This window comes from Paraniabella hibiscisoli (assembly GCF_022512515.1).
GTDB lineage: Bacteria > Bacteroidota > Bacteroidia > Chitinophagales > Chitinophagaceae > Niabella > Niabella hibiscisoli.
The window spans coordinates 3,779,806-3,803,823 of the sequence record NZ_JAKWBK010000001.1; the positions used below are offsets into that span (position 1 = coordinate 3,779,806).

The 24,018-nt window shown below is 43.1% G+C and carries 29 protein-coding genes; all 29 read left to right on the forward strand.

Going from position 1 to position 24,018, the window contains the following annotated elements:
* Window positions 1-7: 7 nt before the first annotated feature.
* The 29 genes from MKP07_RS23495 (at window position 8) to MKP07_RS23635 (ending at window position 24,003) form a co-directional block, all read left to right on the forward strand.
* Window positions 8-358: a carboxypeptidase-like regulatory domain-containing protein gene (locus tag MKP07_RS23495; protein WP_240849496.1), complete on the forward strand. Its 351-nt coding sequence runs from the start codon at window positions 8-10 to the stop codon at window positions 356-358.
* Window positions 359-366: 8 nt separating this feature from the next.
* Entirely contained in the window at window positions 367-1,047 is a 681-nt protein-coding gene (locus tag MKP07_RS23500; RefSeq protein WP_240849497.1) for a TonB-dependent receptor plug domain-containing protein, read from the forward strand.
* Complete coding sequence (locus tag MKP07_RS23505) at window positions 1,011-3,122, forward strand: SusC/RagA family TonB-linked outer membrane protein (protein ID WP_240849498.1); 2,112 nt, start codon at window positions 1,011-1,013, stop codon at window positions 3,120-3,122. Before MKP07_RS23500 ends, MKP07_RS23505 begins: the two co-directional genes overlap by 37 nt.
* 10 nt (window positions 3,123-3,132) lie before the next feature.
* Window positions 3,133-4,023: a RagB/SusD family nutrient uptake outer membrane protein gene (locus MKP07_RS23510; RefSeq protein WP_240849499.1), complete on the forward strand. Its 891-nt coding sequence runs from the start codon at window positions 3,133-3,135 to the stop codon at window positions 4,021-4,023.
* Window positions 4,020-4,883: a RagB/SusD family nutrient uptake outer membrane protein gene (locus MKP07_RS23515; protein ID WP_240849500.1), complete on the forward strand. Its 864-nt coding sequence runs from the start codon at window positions 4,020-4,022 to the stop codon at window positions 4,881-4,883. The genes MKP07_RS23510 and MKP07_RS23515 overlap by 4 nt, the downstream gene beginning before the upstream one ends.
* A gap of 303 nt (window positions 4,884-5,186) precedes the next feature.
* Window positions 5,187-5,594 (forward strand): hypothetical protein, encoded by a 408-nt coding sequence (locus MKP07_RS23520; RefSeq protein ID WP_240849501.1) that lies wholly within the window; start codon window positions 5,187-5,189, stop codon window positions 5,592-5,594.
* 14 nt (window positions 5,595-5,608) lie between these two features.
* A complete protein-coding gene (locus MKP07_RS23525) occupies window positions 5,609-7,267 on the forward strand; it encodes a ligand-binding sensor domain-containing protein (protein WP_240849502.1) in 1,659 nt (552 codons plus the stop codon).
* 223 nt (window positions 7,268-7,490) lie between these two features.
* The gene (locus MKP07_RS23530; RefSeq protein ID WP_240849503.1) at window positions 7,491-7,943 is read left to right on the forward strand and encodes a sensor histidine kinase; all 453 of its coding nucleotides are present in this window, start codon (window positions 7,491-7,493) and stop codon (window positions 7,941-7,943) included.
* Complete coding sequence (locus MKP07_RS23535) at window positions 7,916-8,527, forward strand: hybrid sensor histidine kinase/response regulator (RefSeq protein WP_240851028.1); 612 nt, start codon at window positions 7,916-7,918, stop codon at window positions 8,525-8,527. The genes MKP07_RS23530 and MKP07_RS23535 overlap by 28 nt, the downstream gene beginning before the upstream one ends.
* Before the next feature lie 14 nt (window positions 8,528-8,541).
* Window positions 8,542-9,177, forward strand: coding sequence for a response regulator transcription factor (locus tag MKP07_RS23540; protein ID WP_240849504.1), 636 nt, complete (start codon window positions 8,542-8,544; stop codon window positions 9,175-9,177).
* A gap of 341 nt (window positions 9,178-9,518) precedes the next feature.
* Window positions 9,519-10,151, forward strand: a complete 633-nt coding sequence (locus tag MKP07_RS23545) for a carboxypeptidase-like regulatory domain-containing protein (protein WP_240849505.1) — start codon at window positions 9,519-9,521, stop codon at window positions 10,149-10,151.
* Entirely contained in the window at window positions 10,148-10,849 is a 702-nt protein-coding gene (locus MKP07_RS23550; protein WP_240849506.1) for a SusC/RagA family TonB-linked outer membrane protein, read from the forward strand. The genes MKP07_RS23545 and MKP07_RS23550 overlap by 4 nt, the downstream gene beginning before the upstream one ends.
* Complete coding sequence (locus tag MKP07_RS23555) at window positions 10,845-12,584, forward strand: SusC/RagA family TonB-linked outer membrane protein (protein WP_317236087.1); 1,740 nt, start codon at window positions 10,845-10,847, stop codon at window positions 12,582-12,584. The genes MKP07_RS23550 and MKP07_RS23555 overlap by 5 nt, the downstream gene beginning before the upstream one ends.
* 67 nt (window positions 12,585-12,651) lie before the next feature.
* Window positions 12,652-14,358 carry a RagB/SusD family nutrient uptake outer membrane protein gene (locus MKP07_RS23560; RefSeq protein WP_240849508.1) on the forward strand — a complete coding sequence of 569 codons (1,707 nt, stop codon included), beginning with the start codon at window positions 12,652-12,654 and terminating at the stop codon, window positions 14,356-14,358.
* A gap of 69 nt (window positions 14,359-14,427) precedes the next feature.
* Window positions 14,428-15,390, forward strand: coding sequence for a DUF4998 domain-containing protein (locus MKP07_RS23565; RefSeq protein ID WP_240849509.1), 963 nt, complete (start codon window positions 14,428-14,430; stop codon window positions 15,388-15,390).
* A complete protein-coding gene (locus MKP07_RS23570) occupies window positions 15,387-15,539 on the forward strand; it encodes a hypothetical protein (protein WP_240849510.1) in 153 nt (50 codons plus the stop codon). Before MKP07_RS23565 ends, MKP07_RS23570 begins: the two co-directional genes overlap by 4 nt.
* The gene (locus MKP07_RS23575; RefSeq protein WP_240849511.1) at window positions 15,536-16,051 is read left to right on the forward strand and encodes a DUF5013 domain-containing protein; all 516 of its coding nucleotides are present in this window, start codon (window positions 15,536-15,538) and stop codon (window positions 16,049-16,051) included. The genes MKP07_RS23570 and MKP07_RS23575 overlap by 4 nt, the downstream gene beginning before the upstream one ends.
* Before the next feature lie 76 nt (window positions 16,052-16,127).
* Window positions 16,128-16,562, forward strand: coding sequence for an Ig-like domain-containing protein (locus MKP07_RS23580; protein WP_240849512.1), 435 nt, complete (start codon window positions 16,128-16,130; stop codon window positions 16,560-16,562).
* Window positions 16,522-17,088 carry a hypothetical protein gene (locus MKP07_RS23585; protein WP_240849513.1) on the forward strand — a complete coding sequence of 189 codons (567 nt, stop codon included), beginning with the start codon at window positions 16,522-16,524 and terminating at the stop codon, window positions 17,086-17,088. Before MKP07_RS23580 ends, MKP07_RS23585 begins: the two co-directional genes overlap by 41 nt.
* Window positions 17,078-17,539, forward strand: coding sequence for a hypothetical protein (locus MKP07_RS23590; protein ID WP_240849514.1), 462 nt, complete (start codon window positions 17,078-17,080; stop codon window positions 17,537-17,539). Before MKP07_RS23585 ends, MKP07_RS23590 begins: the two co-directional genes overlap by 11 nt.
* A 91-nt stretch (window positions 17,540-17,630) precedes the next feature.
* Window positions 17,631-17,939 carry a DUF4998 domain-containing protein gene (locus tag MKP07_RS39385; protein ID WP_262919442.1) on the forward strand — a complete coding sequence of 103 codons (309 nt, stop codon included), beginning with the start codon at window positions 17,631-17,633 and terminating at the stop codon, window positions 17,937-17,939.
* A gap of 11 nt (window positions 17,940-17,950) precedes the next feature.
* Window positions 17,951-19,099 carry a phosphodiester glycosidase family protein gene (locus MKP07_RS39390; protein WP_317235881.1) on the forward strand — a complete coding sequence of 383 codons (1,149 nt, stop codon included), beginning with the start codon at window positions 17,951-17,953 and terminating at the stop codon, window positions 19,097-19,099.
* 53 nt (window positions 19,100-19,152) lie between these two features.
* The gene (locus MKP07_RS23605; RefSeq protein WP_240849515.1) at window positions 19,153-20,274 is read left to right on the forward strand and encodes a hypothetical protein; all 1,122 of its coding nucleotides are present in this window, start codon (window positions 19,153-19,155) and stop codon (window positions 20,272-20,274) included.
* Between the two features lie 244 nt (window positions 20,275-20,518).
* Complete coding sequence (locus MKP07_RS23610; protein WP_240849516.1) at window positions 20,519-20,983, forward strand: hypothetical protein; 465 nt, start codon at window positions 20,519-20,521, stop codon at window positions 20,981-20,983.
* A 102-nt stretch (window positions 20,984-21,085) separates the two neighbouring features.
* Window positions 21,086-21,907: an alpha/beta fold hydrolase gene (locus tag MKP07_RS23615; RefSeq protein WP_240849517.1), complete on the forward strand. Its 822-nt coding sequence runs from the start codon at window positions 21,086-21,088 to the stop codon at window positions 21,905-21,907.
* A 127-nt stretch (window positions 21,908-22,034) separates the two neighbouring features.
* A complete protein-coding gene (locus MKP07_RS23620) occupies window positions 22,035-22,376 on the forward strand; it encodes a hypothetical protein (protein WP_240849518.1) in 342 nt (113 codons plus the stop codon).
* Between the two features lie 12 nt (window positions 22,377-22,388).
* The gene (locus MKP07_RS23625) at window positions 22,389-22,679 is read left to right on the forward strand and encodes a hypothetical protein (RefSeq protein ID WP_240849519.1); all 291 of its coding nucleotides are present in this window, start codon (window positions 22,389-22,391) and stop codon (window positions 22,677-22,679) included.
* A complete protein-coding gene (locus MKP07_RS23630) occupies window positions 22,676-23,515 on the forward strand; it encodes a hypothetical protein (RefSeq protein ID WP_240849520.1) in 840 nt (279 codons plus the stop codon). Before MKP07_RS23625 ends, MKP07_RS23630 begins: the two co-directional genes overlap by 4 nt.
* A gap of 35 nt (window positions 23,516-23,550) precedes the next feature.
* Window positions 23,551-24,003, forward strand: a complete 453-nt coding sequence (locus tag MKP07_RS23635; RefSeq protein WP_240849521.1) for a hypothetical protein — start codon at window positions 23,551-23,553, stop codon at window positions 24,001-24,003.
* The last annotated feature ends 15 nt before the right edge of the window (window positions 24,004-24,018 follow it).

Genomic DNA, 24,018 nt, shown 5'->3' on the forward strand with positions numbered 1-24,018 from the left:
AATCAGTATGAAAAAATTAATATATTTTATGATGAGCCTGCTGCTGCTCTCCGGTAGTCTTGCAGCACAAACGCAGAAACGACTGGTAAAAGGTGAAGTGAGAAACCGGGACGGACTTTTGCCTGGCGTAACCATTACCGAAAAAGGAGTTCCTTCCAATGCAACCCAAACCGATGGGAACGGCCGTTTCAGTATAGAGATAGCAGCACCTACCATTGTGGTAAGCTATGCCGGGTATATTCCGCAGGATATTGATGTACAGGATCAGAATACCTTAGATATCACGCTTTCCGAAGACAATAAGATCATGGATAATGTGGTAGTGGTTGGGTTTGGTAAAACCAGCAAAAAACACTAACAGGTTCCGTGAGCTCTGTTTCGGGAGAAGAGATCCGGCAAAGTCCATCGCCTAGTTTGCAAAATAACCTGGCAGGACGTATTACCGGCTTTAGCAGCCAGCAACGTAGTGGCCGTCCTGGTGCAGATGCAGCTGCTTTCTATGTACGCGGTATCAGCTCTTATACCGGCAATAATCAACCATTGATTATTGTAGATGATATTGAATATACCTATCAGCAGTTTTATGCATTAAATGCCAACGAAATTGAATCGATTTCCATTTTAAAAGATGCGGCTACTACTTCGATTTACGGTATCAAGGGAGCTAATGGAGTCGTATTGGTAACTACTACCCGCGGAAAAGCGGGGCGACCTACGATCAGCTTTCAGAGTGAGTACGGTTTAAGCCAGCCTACCAGGCTGCCACCTTACCTCAATGCCTACGAATCTGCAAAACTATTCACAGAGTCGCAGATGAATATGAATGCCCTAAATCCGAACCCCAATTTTGTACCACAGTTTTCTGAAAAAGACCTCGAGCTTTATCGTAATGGTACCGATCCTTATGGTCATCCTGATAACGACTGGTATGATATACTTTTAAAGAATTATGCTCCGATGCTTCGCAATAACCTGAATGTAACCGGGGAACTGCGAGGGCTAAATACTTTGTGTCATTGGGCTATTTGCACCAGGGCGGACAATTGAAGGATTTTGGGGTAGATCTCAATAGTTCTTATTATTATAAAAGATACAACTATCGCTCTAATATCGATCTGAAAGTAAACTCTGAGTTAGACGTTCAGTTCAACGTATTTGGCTACCTGGACGAAACTAATGACAATAATGCCAGTGCCAATTCCAACCTTTTTAGTGATCTGAGCCGTAACAACGAAACAGCTCCCTATAACTACCCCGTATATAATCCGGATGGTAGCCTTGGTTATAGCCTGTGGCAGCGCAATTTTGCCGGCCGGAATAATAATAACATAGTAGGACGTTTAATGTATAATGGCTATTATCGCCCGTTTGGCAATAATATCAACCTGGCTACCAACGCAACACAACGGCTTAATTTTATTACTCCCGGATTATCTATTAAAGGAACAGTAGCCTATCGTAATCATTATAGCTATGCACGATACCTGAACCGTCCGGCAAGTGGTTCAGGCTTTCCTTCCTATATCTATAACCCCGAAACGGATAGCTATTCTTTCGGGCGGTCAGATAATGTTTACAGGATCAGTACGCCCACGCTTCGCTATGATGTAGGATCCACCAGTAGTGCCTTAACACTACAGGCAATATTAAATTATACCCGCACTTTTGGAAGAGATCATAATGTTACCGGGCTTTTCCTGTATAATCAAAATAGTAAGGTAGGCGCTAATTCCTCCAGTGGTGGTATTTACAATTTTATACCCGAAAATTTCAAGGGCTATACTGCCCGTATGGGATACGATTATAAAAATAAATACCTGGTGGAAGTGAGCGGCGCCTACAATGGCACAGATCGTTTTGCAAAGGGGCGTCGTTATGGGTTTTTTCCCGCTGCGTCGATGGGTTGGAACATAGCAGAAGAGAAAATTATCAAAGAAAATTTATCTTTCTTAAACCTGTTTAAGCTCAGAGGATCTTACGGTTTGACAGGGGTTGATAATACCGGGGGCGTTTATGCCTACCTGCAGAGTTATACTTTGGGTAGTGGAAGCGGTATGTTTGGCGTTGCCAATAACAATGGCCATGTTACTGCTGTAGAGGGAACGCTGGCGAATAATGAAGTGACCTGGGAGAAAGAAAAGAAAATGGATATCGGCTTCGATCTTGCGATGTTCAACCGTAAACTAACAGCAACAGTAGCCTATTTTAACAATAACCGTTTTGATATCCTTACTACAAGAGGTAGCGTATCGGCTGTTTTCGGACAAGGGCTTCCTAATGTGAATCTTGGGAAGACCAATAACCGCGGTTTGGAATTTGAACTGGGATACAATAACCGCATTGGTGAAGACTGGCGGTATTCCTTTAGAGCAACTTATTCTTCTGCTAAAAATAAGATATTGTTCAGGGATGAGCCGGTGCCTCTGTATCCTTATCAGCAGGAAACCGGACAGCCGATCGGCTCTAGGTTGAAATATACCTGGACCGGCGAGTTTTACACTGCTGCTGATATTGCCGATCCGAATGTGCCCAAACCCGCCATTGGTGGCCGTCCCGGCGACATCAAGTATAAGGACTTGAACGGTGATGGTCTTATTGATGCATCTGATCAATCTTATTTCGGTTTAACCAATCTGCCCAATAAAGTATATGGTTTGAACCTGGGTTTTGGGTTTAAAGGTATTCAAGTAAACGCTTTATTCCAGGGAGCCAGCGATTTTGTTGCCAGTGCCACAGGAGCGGTTATTCACCATAACGTGAGCAAGTTGTTGCCTATTCACCAACAGCACTGGACGCCCGAATTGGGTAACGATGCCAAATATCCACAGCTATATACCGCTGATCTAAGCTCGAGTCCGTCTACTTTTTATTCTGACTTTTGGGCAATACCCGGCGACTATGTTAGGTTGAAGAGTGCAGAGATCAGCTATACCATTAGTGCGGAAGCATTGAAACGTATCCGTATTAAAGAGATGCGCGTTTACGCCAATGGTTACAACCTGATAACATGGACCAAATTGGACAAACTCTACGACCTGGACCCGGAAGTGGTGGAAGCTGTTACAGATCTGCCTTATCCTCCTTCCCGTACTTTCAATTTTGGTTTGAACATCACTTTCTAAATTCAAAAAAATGAAGAGATTAATTATAAGCATCTTACTGGGCGGCCTTTTGGTATCCTGTCAGAAATCCAAATTTCTGGATGATAAAACCAACCTATTAGACGACAAAGCCATATTCACAGATAGTATCCGTACGCTTGGATTCTTAAACCGGATTTACGTGGACATAGGATATACATTTGCCATTTACCGTTTTTCTGCCGCGGGAGGTGCGGGTAATACTGAATTAGCTTCGGACAATGCAGAAGGCAATAATAATACCTCTGTTTGGGGAAATGCCTATGCCCAGGGATCGATCGGCCCCAGTAATGTTTTAACCGGTTTTGCAGCAGACAAAGATTTCTGGAATACTCCTTATATGAATATCCGCAGGGTGAACTTACTCTTGTCCCGTCTGCCTGATGCTCCCTTTCACGAATCTACCAGGCAAAGAATGGCAGCGGAAGCAAGGTTTTTAAGAGCCTGGTATTACTACCAGATGGTTGCTGTGTTTGGTGGTGTACCTGTTATCGATGATAATGTATACGACATCAATGATGTCATCAATATACCCCGAAATAGCTTTGATGAATGTGTTAACTATATTGTAAGTGAGCTGGATCAATGCGCCCAGGCCTTAAATAATGTAGTGTATGCAGATATCGATTATGGAAGAATTACCGCTGGCGCCTGCCTGGCGTTGAAATCGCGAGTGTTGCTGTATGCCGCAAGTCCTTTATTTAATGGTGGAAATAGTTCCAATGCGGTGATAAGGCTGGTTTGGTGGGTTACCCTAGCTTTGATAAAAACAGGTGGCAGCTTGCGGCCAATGCAGCGGAAGCTGTTATTAACTCGGGCAGGTATCAACTCAATGTGGACAATGCAACCAGGCCCGGAAATGGTTTTTACAGCGTGTTTTTGAAAAGAGTTAACAGCGAATATATTCTGGCATTCAATCGCGGCCCACAAAGGGAAATGGAATCTTATTACCTGCCGGGCTCCCGTTCGGGCAGTCTGGTAATGAAGCCTACTCATAACCTGGTTGAAGCCTTTCCCATGAAGGATGGTAAGTCTATAACGGAAAGTCCTTTGTATGATCCGGCCAACCCTTATTTAAACAGGGACCCGCGCTTCGATTACTCTATTATTTATAACGGGCTGTCCTATACCAGCAACACCGGTCCTAAAACTCCTATATGGACCTATCAGTCTGCCGGATCTACCATACCAAATACTACTTCGGATGGTTATGTGGCAGGAGGATATTTTACCGGTTACTTTTCAAGGAAAATGCTGGATGAAAACCTGGCCAGTAATACTGCCGGAACAACGGACAGGGGATGGTCGCTAATAAGGTATGCCGAGATTTTGCTGAACTATGCGGAAGCGCTTAACGAAACAGGAGCCACAGATAAAGCTTATGCACCTTTAAAACAAATAAGAGAAAGAGCTGGTATTTTACCAGGCGCCGATGGTTTGTATGGAATGAAGGCGAATATGACCGTTGAAGAAATGCGCAGCCTTGTTCAAAACGAAAGAAGGATTGAGCTGGCGTTTGAAGATCACAGATTCAATGACATACGCCGGTGGATGATAGCGGAACAGGTATTGACCGGTTTTAACAAAGTAATGATTATTACCCGTACCGGAGAAACTACCTATACCTATAGGGCTGCTTCCGCACCCAGGCCGCTTAATTTTAGAAAAGCAATGTATCTGCTTCCGATTCCATTAACAGAAATTCAAAAAATGCCGTTGATGGTGCAAAACCCGGGGTACTAGTATTATATTAAAAATAAAAGGAGCCCCTCTAGCTCTTTACCCCGGCCTGGAATTACCTGGCCGGGGTAATCTATTTAGTGGGTGTACCAGATAAAAGACTCATTTTTTAATAAGGGTATTGTAATGGTAATGATTTGGCTGAATTATATTATATTGATGGTTTCCGGCTGTTAAAAGCTGTAAAACCTGTATCAAAAATGGCTTCATGGGCAGACTTAGGATCATATATTTATTAAGCATTATAGCAATCGTTTTTCTCAAAAAACTTATGCGATCGATTCAACGCGGTATCGGTTTCGTGTAATGCCTGAAACCTCCTATTATGGCGGCATACAGAGCATCGCAAAAGATAGTCTGGGTCGTATCTGGTATACCGGTCCCGATGCTGTTTTTGTTTATGATGGAAGCAGTTTCTACCAGTTGAATGAGCTGGCCTCTGCCAGTGAACCGGGTTCAAAATGGCGGTTCGGAGCATTGTTGCAGGATAAGGAAGGACGTTTGTTTTTAACAACCAATCATGGCTTGCTTCAATTTGATTATAGCCGTTTTACTTTCGAAATGAATGTGCCTGGCAGAATCCGGTCTATTCGTTTAAATGAAGATGGCAACCTGGTCATGCTTAGAGACGATAGCCTCCTGCTATACCAACCTCAAAAAAGAAATTGCAAACCTTTTCTTTACCCAAAGGCGGATATTTTGAACATGTATTAATCGTAAAAGGATCTGTGTTTTTATCACAGTCCGGAAAGTTGATCCGTTTTGATACTCATGCGAAGCTGTTTAAAGAGTTCGCTATGCTCGGTGGCAATACTCCTGCCAATGACGTGGTAGAATACAATGGGCTGATGTATTTCCTCACGGGAAAGGATGGCATTTTTGCAGTTGACAGAGCTGGTCATATACAACGGAACATACCGGTACTGGCCAATGGTAACAAACAAGTAATAGCTAAAAAGCTGTACCTCGATCCGATGGGTATTATGTGGGTAGCTACACAAACCGGCCTTTTCTTATATGATCCTGCTCATGATAGTCATACTACCTTAACCATGAACCTTAATGATGCCTACTCCTTGCCCAATAATTCCATATGGACTATTTACGCCGATCCGGACCAGGGTGTGTGGCTGGGGACCTATGGTGGTAAACTGGTTTATAGTTCGCTCTATGATAAAACAGTACGATATTTTAAGCCCGGTCCCGAATCGCTCAACCATCCTATTGTAAGCAGCTTTGCAGAAGACGGCCAGGGTAATATCTGGATTGGTACCGAGGGGGGAGGGTTGAATTACTGGAACAGGAAAAGCAACCATTTCAGCCATTATTTGAAGAGTTCCGTAAATGCCCCTAATTCCAATATGATCAAAAGCCTTCGCTTTGATCAGGGAAAACGATTCCTGTACATCGCTGCGTTTAACGGCGGTATTACTACTTACGATGCGGCTGATAAAAGGTTTACCAGTCTTGATTTTCGCAATCCTTATAGTCAGCAACCGCTCACCATTTATGACTTTATACAAGATGATCAGTTTGCGTGGTGGATGACTGACCCCGATAATACCCTGTTTTATAAAGCCAAGGGCGATCCGGCAGTAGGTATAGCTTCTATATTAGGTATAGACAATAAACCAATAAGGCTGGAAATTGAGGCGCTTTACCAGGATGCGCAAAAAATGCTGAGGATTGTTACACACGATGGCCTATTCATTGTAGATCCAATCAGCCGAAAAGTCATCAGGCATCATTATCTCAAAGATCAACCTTATGCAGTCAACAGTTTATGTTGTTATCGCGAAGCATACAATGGAGATCTATGGTTGGGAACATTGGGCGGAGGTGTAAACGTTCTAAAAAAAGATGGCACTTATCTCAACTTCAATAGCTCTAACGGCTTTCCTCCTAAATTGGTGTTTGGTATTTTGGAGGACAGCGGGTCGAAAAATATCTGGTTAAGTACCAGCGAGGGCATTTATTATTACGAGCCATCAAAAAATAAATTTAGTAAAGCCAGATTTTATATCGACAATAGCTGTGGATCCTTTTACATACGATCAGCCTATAAAACTTCTAAAGGAGAAATGCTTTTTGGCGGAACCAACGGGTTTGTCATTTTCGATCCAACAAGCATGTCTGACAACAGGCAACAGCCCAAAGTATTTTTTACCGGTTTCCTGGTAAATAATTTGAAAGTTACGGCGGGATCACAAAACTCTCCATTGGCGAAAGATATCTCCAGTCTTTCTAATAACAAAGAGGAGCGGATTAAGCTGGCCAGTAGTCAATCCAATATCGAGATCCGGTTTTCTTCCAACAGCTACCTGGAAGCAGAAAAAACCAGTTTACCTACCGCATGCGCGGACTCTCGGACGAATGGCAGCTATTAAACCGAAAACAAAATGCTGTTCAGTTTTTTGATCTGCCTGCGGGTGACTATATATTTTTGAAATTAAAGCATCAAATAATGACGGTATCTGGGGACAGGATGTTTCGAGGCTTTACATACACGTAGATCCACCGTTTTTCCTTTCCTGGTGGGCCTATCTTTTGTACAGTCTTATTGCTATCGTCTTGCTTTTCTTTGTAATGCGTTATTATACTAACAAAAAGGTGTTTAAAGAAAGGCTGGCCCTGGAAGCAATAAAGGAGCAAAACATGAGAGAGCTCAACCAGGCACGCACTAACTTCTTTACGAATATTTCCCATGATTTAAAAACACCGTTAACCCTGGTGTTGGATCCCCTGAAGCAACTGAGGGAAACATTGGGCGCCAATGATAAAACTAATTCGTATATGCAGGTGATTGAAAAGAATGTGACCCGTATACAAAGAATGATCAGTCAGCTTCTAAGGTTCAGAGAAATCGAGAGCCAGAAGATCACATTAAACCCCCAGGTGGCGGATTTTATAGGGTTTGTAAGAGATGTATTTGGTTTATTTGAGCTATATGCCAACCGCAAAGAAATTGAGACGGATATGGCAGCCCACCAACCGCAGTTATATGTTGCTTTTGATTTTGATATTATTGAAAAGATATTGACCAACCTTTTTCGAATGCGTTAAAATACACGCCTAGTAAGGGGTATGTCGGTGTTCGGGTATATGAGTCAACAACAGAAGAGTTAAGCCGCTTGTCTGGAGAAATAGATCTCAGGGGAAAAGAGTATGTTTCGGTAGAAGTGCTGAATACGGGCGATAACTTTTCTGAGGAGCAGATCGCCACACTGTTTACATCCTTTAATCGTTTGTCTGCTCGTCGTCCTACTTTTGAAGAGAGCTCTGGCCTTGGTCTTGCCATAGTAAAGGAACTGGTAGATACATTGGGAGGTACTATATGGATGGTGAATAAGATGAACAAGGTTTCGTTTACTATTTTGTTGCCATTTAAAAAAGAAGCAAACCCGGGGCAGGTAGGCGGAACGGTTTATGATTATACGGTATCAGAACTCGACGATATGATGCTGGAATCAGCGGAGCGGGATCATACAGGTAAAAATGCCAGGAAGGCTAACAGTGTTCTGTTGATCGAAGATGATCCTTCTTTACGTACTTATCTCGAACAGCGGCTTTCTGAAAGATACAATGTATATACAGCGAGCGATGGAGTAGAAGGGTTGACCAAGGAGAGAAGATTTATCCGCAACTGATCATCACAGATCTGATGATGCCGGGCTTTAATGGATTTGAAGTATGCCGGCGTCTTCGGCAGAATTTTAAAACCAGTCATATTCCCATCGTTATGGTATCGGGAAAGGGGAACGAAGATCAGAATAAAGTTAAAGCACTTGAAATGGGCGCCACTGTTTTTATTGATAAGCCTTTTGATGTAAGCTACCTGCTACAGCAAACGGAAACGATACTAAAAAGCCAGCAGGAGTTAAAAGAAAAGTACAGCAAGAGATTCCTGGTAGATCCCGCTAACGTCACCATTTCATCGATGGATGAAGAGTTACTTACCAAAGCCATGAAATTTATAGAAGAGAATATCGATAATCCTGATTATTCAGTAGAGCGATTTGTATCAGATATGAATGTGGGTAGAACGATTCTTTATCAAAAGATCAATGATATAGTGGGTATGTCGATCAAAGAATTTATTATGAATATCCGGTTAAAACGGAGCGCTTACCTGCTGCAGCATTCTGATGCAACAGTGGCTGAAATAGCCTACCAGACCGGGTTTAATAATGCAAAGTATTTCAGTATCTGCTTTAAAAAACAGTTTGAAATGAGCCCTTCTGAATTTAGAAAACATCCTGCTTCTGAGGACCGGGTTGCTGATAATGGCGAAGCATAAAAGGCAATGAATGTAAAAGAAGGAACTTACAATCGTATGTTTTTAGTCGCCCGTCTGTTTTAAAAATAAAGATGCCAGCCTGCCTGTATTCATTCTATAAGCCGCATGCCATGCACGTATTTTAAAAGCTGAGTTTTTATGTTTTTCTTAAAATAATTGTCAGGTAAACATTTTTCAGTGAATGCTTTACAGGGTATTGCCAACCTTAACTTTTGTAGCAGCAGGGAACCTGAAGTTGATTTTTCGCCAGCCAGATTTTTTTGATATATCAGTACAAAGCAGGTCACCGATAGAAAAATATACTTCTACATTCACATCAGAATTGACTAAAACTATTTTGTATGAATAACGATTGTAAGGGCCGCATCCGCCCTGTCTTATCATTGCCAATGATAATTGTGATGCTTTTGGCTTCTGTTATAGTTATTGCCCAGGATACTAAACTGGTTACAGGAAGGATAATAGATTCAGTCAGCCGGGCGCCTGTTTCCGGAGCTTCAGTAACGGTAAGCGGCACCACCAATATAACGAGGAGCAACGAGTCTGGCGCCTTTGTTATAAACACCTCCCTGGGAAAGGTTTTAGAGATTAGTCACATTGGCTATAAGACGTTGATGCATACTGTTGATGCAGACTCCGTTTTAATAGAGATGGTCAACACATCGGAAGATCTGTCTGATATTGTAGTGGTGGGCTATGGACAGCAAAGGAAAGCCAGTGTGGTTGCTGCTATCTCTTCTATTAATGCAACGGCTTTAAAGCAAACTCCTGCCGCAAATCTTGGAATTGCTTTGGCAGGACGATTGCCTGGCTTAAGCGTACTGCAGCTCCGGTGTTCCCGGGGAGAGCAGATGGAGTTTTATATCCGCGGGCGCAGCACTGTTAACGGCCAGCAACCTTTAGTGTTGGTAGATGGTGTTGAAAGAGATTTTACAGCATTGGACCCCGTGAGGTTGAAACAATCTCAATATTGAAAGATGCTTCTGCAACGGCTGTTTACGGGGTGAGGGGAGCTAATGGCGTTATTATGGTTACAACCAGGAGGGGACATTCGGGTAAGCCGAAAATAGATGTCACCTTCGAACAAACATGGCAGTCTCCAACGCGTTTACCTAAAATGACTAATGCTTACGACTATGCGGTGTTACGTAACCAGGTAGAAGTGCAGGATGGAAGACAGCCCATTTATAGTGATGAAGAATTAGAGCATTATAGAACCGGTGACTTTAAAGAGCTATATCCTGTAAGGGACTTTGTAGGTGAATTTATGAGAGAGCGTTTTCCTATGAGAAGAATGAATGTTAATGTAAGTGGAGGCAATGAAAAGATGCGTTATTTCACTACTGTTGGCTATCTGTTCCAGGAGGGCGTTTTCCGGATTGAAAAATTTCCGGAATATGACTATGATCCTACCTCCAAAGCCAACCGCGTCAACTTCAGGTCCAACTTTGACATAGATATCAATAAGTCGCTGAAAATGTTTTTGAATATCAGCGGCTATATGCAAAAGAAAAATGATCCCGTTGTTGTTCCTAATAATGGGGCCTATTTGAATGATATTAATGCTTATTCTACTGTGATAGGGTCTTTACTGCAAACTCCCAATAACTATCACAATGATGTAACGCCTGACGGCGAAGTGCTATCCACTTTTTTAAAGGGGGAATATTAACAATGTTCCTTACGGAATGCTGAACCGGTCTGGTTTTCGTAATACCCTAACCAACCAGGTTACGGCAACCCTGGGTGCTGAACAATCTTTGGGCTTTATTACAAAAGGGCTCTCAGCGCGGGTGATAGCTTCTTACGATAATACGGCAGTTAACCAACAGGTGCGCCAGAGAACATTTCAGTTATACGAAGCGAAAAGACATCCTACTAATCCCGATTCAATTATTTACGAAAGAACGGGCACTAATCCCAATAGCACCCTGTCCGATGCGCAGGCTCAATCTCAGTGGAATCTGCTGAATATAGATGCCTCCATCAATTATGCCCGTTCATTTGGTGATCATGACATCACCGCTATGGCATTATTTAACCGGTATCAGCGTGTGATTAATATACAGCTTCCGTTTAACTACATTGGGTATGTGGGACGTTTAACTTATGGCTTCAAAGATAAGTACCTGGCAGAAGCCAACTTTGGCTACAATGGCTCTGAACAGTTTGCTCCAGGTCACAAAATGGGCTTTTTCCCTTCTCTTTCGGTAGGTTGGGTAGCATCGCAGGAGAAGTTCCTGAAGGATGCCGCACCCTGGTTAACCTTCGCCAAAATACGCGCTTCCTACGGACAGGTGGGTAATGACAATATGAACGGGGCCCGCTTTGCCTTCCTCACTTTATGGAATGGAAGCCTCGAAAGCCAGATCGGAAATGAGCAATTGGTTTGGGAAAAAGCTAATAAGCTGAACGTTGGATTGGAAACCCGTTTGTTTAGGGACTTTAGCCTGGAGGCAGATGTTTTCTATGAAAGACGCAACAATATATTGATACCGGCAGATGGCTTGGTACCGACTGGTATGTTTGGTACTGGTGGCGTATTTGTATCAGGCATCCTTCCTAAAATAAATGCCGGAGAAATTGAGAATCGTGGATTTGAAATAAGTGCGGCATACAAGAAACTGATCGGTAACGATTTTCGTTTCGATGTTAGGTTAAACGGCGCCTATAATAAGAACAAAGTATTATACCTGAGCGAGGTATTGCTGCCTGAAGAGTATGCTTACAGAACCCGGAGCACAGGCCTTCCCCTGGGACAATACTTCGGATATAAAACAGCTGGCTTTTTTAATTCGCAGCAGGATATTATCGACTGGTATGATCAATCGGGTATAGGAGCCACTCCCAAGCCGGGCGATTTGAAGTATATGGATATGAATGGTGACGGCGTGATAACCGATGCAGATATGGTACCCCTCGGTGGTCCTGAATTCCCGGCCTGGACATTTGGTGCGGCAACCAGCATACAGTTCAAGTCATTCGACTTTAGCATGATGTGGCAGGGTGTGGCCGAAAGAAGTTACCTGATAACAGGGCAAAGATTTTTTGAAACTTTCAATTTTAACGAGTGGCATAAAGAAGCCTGGAGTCAACAGCGATATGATGCCGGATTGCCCATTACCTACCCGCGCCTTGATCCGGGTAGCAGTGCCAGCAAACTACCATCCGATTTCTGGAACGCCGATGGGAGCTACATAAGGTTGCGTAACCTGGAGGTAGGGTATACGTTGAATAAAAGACTGTCTGGTAAAATAGGTTCCTCTGCCGTGAGAATTTATGCTAATGGGTTAAACTTACTCACTTTTGACAGGTACCCTGTTAAGTACCAGGATCCCGAGCAAAATGGCGGGTTACTGTATCCGGTTTTCAAAGCATACAATATTGGATTAAACGTCACATTTTAAGTTTCGAGGCTAAAAAATAATATTATGAAAAAGGAAATACTTTTACTGGTTTTTGCTTACGCTCACCATGATGGGCTGCCAGAAGGTTCTGGAAAAAACGCCGGACGGGCAAATTACGATTGATAAAGTGCTCAACGATTTTGATCGCAGTAAGGGACTTAGAGATGTTGTATATGGACAAATATACCAGGCCCGTGATATGATATCATTTGTTCACAATCCCATTGAAGCGCTTACAGATAATGCATTTTGGGCTGCCACTTATAATGCGTACCGATGGCACAATGGATCTCTCTCTTTAACGGATCCGGTTATAACCTGGGATTGGTCTTCTCCCGCCGAGCAGCTGTGGCCAGATTTCTGGAGAGGCATTCGCCTGGCTAATAATGCCATCAAATATTTGCCTCAGTCTACTGCGATAAATGAGAACCAGCGCAATTTGTGGATCGCTGAGTCCCGCGTGCTGCGCTGCTGGTTTTATATGAACCTGCTGGAGTTTTACGGAGCTGTACCCTGGGTAGAAGAGCCGTTTGATCCAAATTTCATGGGATGGAACGAGCTTAAACGTCCTGCTTACAATGAAATTGCTACCAAGATTGAAGAAGAGCTGCTTTCTGTTATCCAATCGGGTGTATTACCGGCAAAAGGTAACCCTGCTCAAAGTGACGCCAGGTATGTAGATAACGCTATTGCTTATGCAATAAGGGCAAGAGTGCTTTTATATAATGCAAGCCCTTTGAATAACCCTGAAAATGATGCGGCTAAATGGATGCGTGCTGCCAATGCCGCCCAGGATGTGATCAGCCTGCAGGGGTTTAGCCTGGTTCCCATGGAGAACTATAAGCGTTTATTTATTGGCGCTTATGCTAACCCGGCATCTGAGATCATCTGGCGAGCCTGGTCCGATAACTCTCATATCAATAATACCAACGGGGTAAACGTGGGACCTTATCCTTATGCCACTATCAACAATATATGGAACTGCGGAGAATCGCCTACCCAGGAATTGGTAGACTGCTTTGAAATGAAGAATGGCGCACTTCCGGTTACCTACAATGATGCAGGCAGAACGAAGATAACGGTGAACCCTTCTGCAGCAGCTTTGGGCTACAGTGAAGAAGTAGGAGGGAATCCATACACCAACAGGGATGCCAGGTTTTACGTGAACATACTGTATAATATGGCAGACTATGGAGTACCTTTTAATGGAACACAACCCTATATTATCGAAACCTTTGTAGGCGGCAGAAATGGTTACAATGATATTATATCCCGTGAAACACAAAATTCCTGCACCGGCTATTACAGCAGGAAAGACAAACAAATTACTTACTGGGGCCCGGGAACTGCAAAAGGAAACGAACCTACACATTGGGTATTTTTCCGCCTGGCCGAATTTTATCTTCAAAAGGCGGAAGCTTTATGTGAAGCCGGCGATCTTCCCGGCGCAATGACGGCCCTGAATGTTATAAGAGCGCGCGCCGGGCAGCCAGACATACAATCAGTGCCAGGTTTCGCCGCATCCCAGGATTTTCTCAGAACCCGTATAAGAAATGAACGTCGTGTAGAATATTGCCTGGAAGGCCAGTACCGCTTTGTGGATCAGCGCCGCTGGAAAGTTCTCAACCAGACCAACCGGTTTGTTACAGGTATGAGAATTACGAAAGGTGGAGATGGCAGGTTTAGCTATGAAAGAAGAAAGATAAGAGATTATCAGTCCTATACGGATAAATACCTGGTAATGCCAATACCACTCGAAGATGCAAAAAAATGACGAACATGCAGCAGCCCGAAGCATGGCGTTAGTACAATACAATTAACTAAAACTACCAAAATAGAAAGTATGAAAAATTTTCTTTTTATACCCTTGTTGCTTTTTATGCTTGCTGTTTCATGCAAAAAAGAAGAAACGGCTGCACCGGTGGCTGTAGATGACTTAACTACTTACCCCGGTAAAAACCGCGCCATGGTAACGTTTTCTGTACCTGCCGGAGCTATTAGAGGAAAAGTATTTTATAACAGTGGCAGCTTTAAAGAATTTGACGTGGCCGGCCCTGTACAGTCAGTCATAGTGGATGACCTTTCTGAGCAGGAACATATCCTGAAGGTCGTTACCATGAATGCAGAGGGCAGGGTTTCCAATCCTAAAGCCGTTAAAGCCAAAGCTTACGGTGCCAATTACCTGGGTGGTTTGAAGCCAAGGCGGTGGAAAGATCAGATAGATCACTCACCAACTGCTATCGAAATTGTATTTGACCCTGCGTTTGAGAACGAAACAGATGTGGTGGTGGTGGTTTTTACGAATACATCCGGGAAAAAAGATAGTGTTGAAGTGTCCGCTGCAAAGAATTCAGCTATGTTAAATGGTATTGACGTTAGTCAGCCCTATTATTTTTACTCACGTTACAAGCCGGAGGCTTCAGCAATCGATCATTTTCTATCTTCTAATGTAGATGCTAAGAATGCGCTGATGTTTAATTTTAAGAAAAGCGGCTGGAAAGTGCATGGGGTTTCCGATGAGGTTACAGGTCGTAGTGCTGCCATGGCAATTGATAATAATGCAACAACACTCTGGCAGTCCTCTATGTCGGCCCCTAAACCTGCAGCACAGCATTGGATTACTATTGATATGGGAACTTCCAAAGTGATAGACGGCTTTAATCTTTTAAATTCTTATACCAATGAGAAGTCGGCTAAAAAAATTAAAGTAGATGTAAGCCAGGACAACGCTACATGGACCACAGCTTTGGAGGCCAGCCTGAATATAAGTTTTTACGGCAAGTGCTACCGCTTCAGAGATCGGTGAACGCACGCTATTTCAGGATCACTGCAGCAGAAATGTATGATGACCATACATCCGGGTTGGTTTTTTCAGAGATCGATGTTTATAATGCGCAAACCTCAAGCGGTGATATGGCCACACCAGTTACGCAAACAGTACTGCCGTGGCAATGACCAATGCAAAGAACCCATTTGTTGGGGACGGATCCAATCCTTTCCCGGCGCTGGGAGATTATCGCCTGCAAAAAGTTCAGGGCTGGACGCATAGTACCAATGCCATTGCCACATTTGATAATGCCAAGTTGTCGTTGTTTACTGCTTCCGTATGGGGATTGCCGGTTGTAACCAATGGCAAGCTGCATCAAACCCTAAACCTGCAGCCAGGTAACTATGTTTTGAAAATTAATGTAGCAAGTGCGGATGGGCCTGTAGATATTTATGGTATGGTTGTCAGCGGATCTGCTCTTCCGGATTATACTACTGTTGCAGCCGCCACAACTGTGATGCGATATGTCGACCTGATGGCCTTCCAGAATAAAGTTGTAGAGCTTCCCTTCCATGTATCCGCAGCAGGAGCTGTAAGCATAGGAGTGGTGTATAATATCAGAAGTCAGTATAGTATTAATCAAAAACCCTGGTCCACCTTCACAATAAATGGCTTTGAGTTAACGCGTGTTGTCCTGTAATGACAAACAAAAGCAAAGTCTATTATTACACTAAATGCAAAATAGAATGATTTTACTTACAGCAATTTTATCAGCTTTGTTATCCGTAACAGCTGCTACCGGCTGTGTGAACAGTGCAGATAACAATACATTGATAAGTCTGCAATTGAATAAGCAATCATTAACTCTCGAAACAGGACAGTCAGAACAGGTGACTTTAAGTACTGTTCCTGCTTTAACAAGCCAGGATGCGGTTCATTGGAGTACTGCAGATGAACAGGTTGCTATAGTTGATAAGGGGTTGGTAAGTGCTATCGCAGAAGGCGAAACAACGGTAACCGTAAGCTATGAAAACATACGTAAAACGGTACTGGTTAAAGTGAACGCTCCGGCAATAGATAAAAAACTGGCTGTTCTTTTTGATAAACAGTTTACAGGTGCGCCGCAACCAGAATTTATATTAAATGAGGGCAGGTTATACACCAGACGGCTTGAATATCACCAGTGCCGTCAATACAGTAAAGCTGGATAAGTTTTATGCCATTGCCGAACGTAAAGTGGAGTATCGTATAAAGCTATCTGCTGACGCAAAAGCTATATTTCACAGTAGTGAAAAGGATTTTAACGCATTTGTAGACATTCCTAACAAAAAAATAATCATTGCAACGAACCCTGTAACAGAAAAAAGAGTTGATTTTTTAAAAGGCGATCGGGAGTATATAGTCGAAGTATACCATGTTTACCAGCACGCAAAGCTCCGGATAACTGATGTTCAAACGCGTGAGACCGCAGAGATCTCGGCAGAACATGACGGACAGGGCGGTGTTGGCAAAGGCGCATTACAAACTGGTTTTGGCGTGGGTATGCAATGGGACTATTATTGCTTTGGCCTTTCAGGTGGTACGTCAATGCAGGTAAAACGGGTAACTGTTTATGCTTTGAAAAAAGGTGAAATTGCTAATGTATGGAGATTCGATTACGCAGCCCGAGGGCTACTTTCCGGTAAAAGATTTTCCTTTAGCCTGGACGCAGCAGGTAATAAGCCGATTGGGTGGTAATGCTATGTCAAGCGGACGTGGAGGAGCACAAATTGACATGGTCATGAATTATATTAAGAACGAACTACCCTTTATAAAAGCCGAATATGTTATGGTGACCATTGGTACCAATGGTGGCAATACAGAAGCTAAATTAAAAGAGCTGGTAAACTATATTAAGTCCCAGGGATCGACTCCTATTCTCAATAATATCCCCAGTAATGAAAGTGGAACGCAGGTAGCGGTAAATGATCTCGTAGCCAAAGTGAGAACTGATTTGAACATAAAAGGATGTCGGTTCGATTTGCCTACCTCTATAGACGGCGATGGTACGTCAGTAGATAAATCAACTATGTATTGGGAAGACTACAGTGGTAGCTATGGATGGCAGGTTTGGCATCATCCCAACGAAATTGGCGGTGTTAAGATGTTTCAGCAAACCCTGATAGATCTACCTGCTTTGTATCAATAGCCTATAGCCTAAAGCATTGAAGCAACTTCGGTGAAGCGATGAATCATAGCATTTTTTGCCGTTAATTAAATACCTATTTAAAAGCTTGCACATGGTCAGAAGTCTGTACATGTTTTTGTTATTGTGTCTCTGCGCATGCTCCAAAAGCTCATCCCAGCCTGAGGCTATCCCAGGCAAGGCAGAGGGATTGACTATTTACCCCGGAAAAGAGCGGGTGAAAATTGAGTTTTCCTTTTCGGATCCCAACATAGAGTACTTTGATGTGTATTGGAAAGGCCGGTCCTTGTCAAAACGGATCAATAAGAAGGAAGCCGTAGATCGTATTGTCAGTACTTACATAGAACAATTGGAAGAGGGGTATCATGTATTTGACGTGGTGGCTTATAATGCCGGGGTGTAACTTCTGCTGCTGTGCAGGTTCGGGGTATGGTCTATGGTCAGGCTTATCAATCGGGTTTGAATAATCCACTGGCAAAAGACATTATTTTTATTCAGGGTTATACACCATATATAGAATGGAAAGAACTTGAAAAGGATGAAGTGGCTATCAATATAGATTATACAACCGAAGCCGGGGTAGTCAGGAGAGTTCGGGTAACAAAGGGTGCTACTATCGTATCATTGCCCGGTTATAAACAGCTTACCGAAGTAGCCTATCAAACCCAGCATTTGCCGGAGCAAAACGCTCTTGATACCTTTGTTGCCCAAAGACAGATTATTCCTTTTCTTACTCTTTACGCTAACCACACATCAAAGAATATTATCGAAAAGTCGGGTTTGGTAAACCGGGTAATTTCACAAAGCAGTGCTGGTATTCATCCTGATGTAGAATATACAAAACTACAGTTTGAGAACGGTTCCGGCGCGACATTTAGTCTTTTTGCACTTCGGCTGGATATGAGCAAAGGCAATACCTCATTAACTACATTGATGCCGGATAATGCTACTCAATTTGGTTTACAGACGGTTAAGACGATGGCGGAGCGGCGCGATGCTGCCGGAGGAAAGATCATAGCAGCCGTCAATGCCGATTTTTTTGACTGGTCGCCTGTAGCAGGAAGGCCCTGGGGGCCGGTTGTGGTGGAGGAAGCGGTGGTAAAGAATTTTATGAAAGAGGGAACAGGTGTTACAAGCTATTTTGGGGTGAAGAAGGATGGCAGCCTTGCTATCGATTGGACTTCGTCGCTATCTGCGGCTGACTACAATAGTTTTAGCAATATGACCGGCGGGGGTACCAACCTGCTGTATTTAAGGGGTGTGCCTCAAGTGTATAATGATGTGGTTAGAGAACCGCGTACTATGATTGGCTACACGAGTGATAAAAAGGTATACCTGGTGCTGGTGGATGGCCGGCAGCCGGGATATTCAGTAGGTATGACTATAGACGAATTGATTGCAGTAATGACAAGCCTCGGGATTTACTCGGCCACCAATCTTGATGGCGGCGGCTCCAGTACGATGGTGTTAAAAAATAATGAAGGTGCATTTGAAGTGGTAAACCGGTACTCCGATGTATCACCCAGGGCAGTGGCCAATGCAATAGCCATTAAACTGAAGTAACCCATTTCAGCATCAATAATATTAGTGAAAACTATTCGTATAAAACCGATGCAATGAAATCCAAACAATTCATAGTCCTTTCCTGCGCGGTGATTACCATGTTGGTATATGCCTGTAAAAAAACGCCTGCGGATTCCGGTGAAGAAAATAGGTCTTCCCCAGCTGCCGATCGGCTTACCAACTTTAATAACGTTGTTGGAGTGGACCAATATGGACGAACATTCGGACCAGTATCGTCGGTGAATGCCAAAAAGCAGGTAGGGTTGTTCTTTTGGTTATGGATTGGCCAGCCCCAGGCTAGTAATATTTATGATGCATCTAAAATACTGGCCCTGCCTAACGGATTGAAGTTATTGACTGATTTTCAAAGCCAGGACGAGGCCATTAGCCCTAACGGACAGGCGCATTTCTGGGGAGAGCCCATTTGGGGTTATTATAATTCGGAAGATGAATGGGTGTTAAGAAAGCAGGTGGAGATGTTAACAATTGCCGACATTGATTTTATTTATTTTGATGCAACCAATGCATTTATCTACAAGAATGTTTTTATGAAGTTGCTGGCCATCATAGATGAATATCAGAAGAATGGCTTCAATCCACCTAAAGCAGCTTTTTATACGCATTCCAGGTCTTTTCAAACCACGAGGGAAATTTACAGGGAGCTGTATCAACCCGGTTTATTTGCCAATACCTGGTATCGGGTAAACGGCAAGCCAATGATCATCGCTTATACCAACCCGCAGGATGATTTAAATGAAGCAAGATACCGGGGAGATCAGGACTATACACCAGGCGTTTTGTCGGCGGATATTCTTAGCTTCTTTCATTTTTACCGGCCTCAGTGGCCCGGTGATCCTGTCTACGCAGATGGCTTTCCCTGGGTAGAATGGATTCACCCACAGCCCATGCATAATGGCGTGATGAATGTAACCGTAGCCAGCCACCCTAATGTTCCTATGTCTTTTTCGCTGACCAGGCCAAATGAAATGACCAATTGGGGAAGAGGATGGGACCCGCTTTCAAAGCAGAACAATGCGGCAGATGTTGATAAAGGTGCTTTTTTCAAACACAATGGGACTATGCTATTTCGGCCAGCCCGGATGTTATTTCAATTGGTGGCTGGAATGAATGGATTGCTTACAAGCAGCATTATTGGAATGAATATGTTTTGGTAGATGCGGTCAACAAAGAATATTCAAGAGATATAGAGCCAATGAAGGACGGTTTTCAGGATGCTTTTTATATTCAAATGATCCGGAATATAAGAAAATATAAAGGCGTTGCAGGTACCGCGGCTGTATCAAAAAAGCAATTATAAATATTGCTGCAGGAGAGGAACAATGGAAGAACATTCCTTATACTGCAATTAATATCAGTAAAAACAGGCACGAGCGTAACACATACGGAGCAAGTACGATTGTGCGTTATAACCAGCCGGCGCCTGAAAATCATATACAGGAAATAAAAGTGACACATGACGATCAGCAGATATATTTCTTCATACGAGGAAGAAATAATTTTAATAACCCTGGTAGCAAAACCAATTGGGTGAATATTTTAATAGGTACCGGAGCTCCTTCATTGAAGAGCTGGGAGAGTTATGAGTATTTGATTGGCAACAGTTATGCTTCGGGGACGGTTTCGGTAGGGAAATTACAGCCTGATTTTAAAACAACAGCCAGCGGTTTAGCTCAATATACAGTTAGTGGTAACGTGCTTCAGATCAGTTGTTCCAAAAATGCAATCGGGTTAAATGGATCGGGGCAGTTTTATTTTAAAGTGGTGGCAGATGTTGCCGAACCACAGGATATAATGTCTTATTACACTTCGGGCAGCTCAGTTCCTCTGGGTAGACTAAGCTATATTTATACAATGGGTAATTAGCAATAGTGTATCCGGTAATAATAGAAGCTAAATTATTTTAGAACAATGGAATTAGTAAACGCATATCGTTAATTTAATCAACGTAATATTTATCATACAGCAATGAATTACCATAATATTTTTCTTCTCTTTTTAGTGATGTTCTTCGCCGATCTTATCGTTAGCGGGCAACGCAAAGAAATGGACGCACCGAAAATAAATCTCACTGCAAATGGGACAGTATACATTGTTACACAAATAAAATCGGATTATCAAATAGATTCTGCCCGCTACGCTGTTTTTATACCAGAGGGAGTAACCAAAATTAATGGCGTGTTAGTTCACCAGCATGGTTGTACTATGGAAGGGCGTGGTATGGCAACCGCTTATGATATACAGTACCAGGCATTCGCAAAAAAATGGCAATTGGCCATTGTTGGTCCCGACCTGTACGCTAAAAATAATTGCCATGATTGGAAGAATCCAACATCTGGATCGGCTGATGCCCTATTGAGCACACTTGATCAGCTCAGTATATTTTCTAAGATTCCTTCTCTAAAAAACGCACCCTGGCTCTTATGGGGGCATTCAGGCGGAGGATACTGGTCGCAGGCCATGATGGCCGCCTATCCTGAAAGAGTAATGGCGCTGTTCAGCTATTCCCCGGGTTTAAATGCCAGCTTTAATTATCCTAAAGCGGCTATGCAAATTCCAGTAATGATCAGGTATGCTGGTCCGGAAGGAGATGCCTGCTGCTGGGAATCTGCTGTACGGACTTTTAACGAATTGAGAAAGGACGATGGTATGGTAAGCATTGCTCATACCCGCTATCAAAATCATAATTACAGTTTTGTTCGTTATATGGCTATTCCATTTTTTGAAGCAGTAATGCAACAGCGTATGCCTGAAAAAGCGGCGCCAGTTTTACGGCCATGCGTAAAATAGATAGATCTAAAGCCTGGTTGGGAGATACCACTTCATTGAACATTTATCCCGAAAAAAGTTCCCTGGCAAAAGTCTGACCGCCTCCTGGTTACCTGATTCTTTAACCGCGATAAAATGGAGAGAGTACGTGGTTACCGGAACTGTTGTGGATCGTACAGCTCCGCCAGCACCTTATGACCTTCAGTTATTGAGAAGGCACAATATGACGGTTGAGTTGAGTTGGAAGGCCGATGCCGACGTGGAATCAGGCATCAGCCATTTCAATATTTATAAAGGTGGTCATTGGATCGGACGTTTTCCCTCTTCGGGCGTTTACCAGGGCTTTGATACTAACGGAGATGACGCCTATCCGCTTTTATTGCCCGAACTGCGTATGGATGTCAGTTTGCCCTGGAACGAATCTTCCAAAATATCCATCAGCACTGTTAACCATTTTGGTTTAGAGTCTGCAAGAATAGAACAGCCATAAACTATTTGTATTATGTACCTAATAAAATATTATCTGGCGTTAATGCTCGCGCTGGGGGTGGGAACGCCCATACCTGTTATCGGGCAAAATAATAACACAGCTTTACAACTGAAAACCAACCAGTCCATGCTTCGGCTGTCAGCAACGGATGTTTTAAACAGAAGTTTTGGTCCGTCGATCGGTCAGCTGCCCGGCGAGAAAACAGTCGGTGTTTTTACTCATTATGGCTGGGACAGCATCAAAGCGGACAGAAGGAAGTTTATGATATTCAAAAATTATCAGACACAAATCCTGAAGCATTGAATGATGTAAAAGGTAGAGCTGAAAGCCCGTTGAATGAATTCCATTTCTGGGGAGAGCCACTTTACGGGTATTATAGCATGAGCGATCCCTGGGTTGTAACGCGGCATGTCGAACTGCTAACCAATGCGGGGGTAGACTACCTGTGCATTGATGCCACGAACAGGGTGCTTTATCCCGAACCTGTAAAGAACCTGCTCCGGGTACTGACATTATTTATGGAACAAGGTTTCAAGGCACCTAAAGTAGTTTTCTATACCAACAGTTTTTCCGGTGCAACGGTAGATGATCTTTATAACCAATTCTACAAATCGGGAGTATATAGTCATTTATGGTTTAGCCCGAAAGGTAAGCCAATGATAATAGGTATTACCGAAAAAAACGGTAAGGCCTCCGATATGACAAAATACAATGAGTTTACTGATTTTATTAAGCCAGAAATGCAAGAATACTTTGATGTAAGAGAGTCGCAATGGCCTAACGGAGATTACAATCCTTCTTCCATTCCATGGATGAGCTGGCAGTACCCGCAATGGAATCATAACGGTGTTGTTGCTGTACCTGTGGCGCAGCATAGCCACACAGCTATTGCGGCCAGCGCCATGCACAAAGAAAGCAGCCGCGGGTATGATAATGTTACGAAACAGGTGGAAAAAGACTGGACAGCCGGCGCTAATTTTCAAACGATGTGGAATGCCGTATTTCAGAGCAAAGAAAAGATCGATCATGTTTTGATCACGTCGTTTAATGAGTGGATGGCTATTAAATATGCTAATGCACATGGACATAAGGGAGTGTTTTTGTTGATGTATATAACCATGAGTTTTCCAGGGATATAGAAATGATGCACGGCGGATATAACGATAATTTTTACTTGCAGCTGGTAAGGAATATACGACGCTTCAAGCTGAATGAAACGCCTCCGGTTCGTTACACAGAGAAAAAGATTGATATATTTAAAGAGTCGGATAATCAGTGGAAAGATGTGAAGGCTGTATACATGGATGTGGCAGGTGATGCCATTAGCCGTAATTTTTCCAACGCTTCAGGTACACAGGTTTATAAAGACAGCAGCAATCGCAACGACATCACTGAAATAAAGGTGGCTCACGATAAAAAGTTTCTTTATTTCCGCATAACAACAGTCCTGCCTGTTACGGCTCACAATGGCAAAGATGTAACCTGGATGAACATCCTGATCAGTACCAATAAAACAGGCCGTAATTTTGCAGGCTATCAGTATGTTTTGAACCGCAAACCTTCTAAAAACAAAACAACTTCCGTTGAGCAATCTTTGGGAGGCTATAACTGGAAATCTTCGGAATAGCGCATTATACTATAA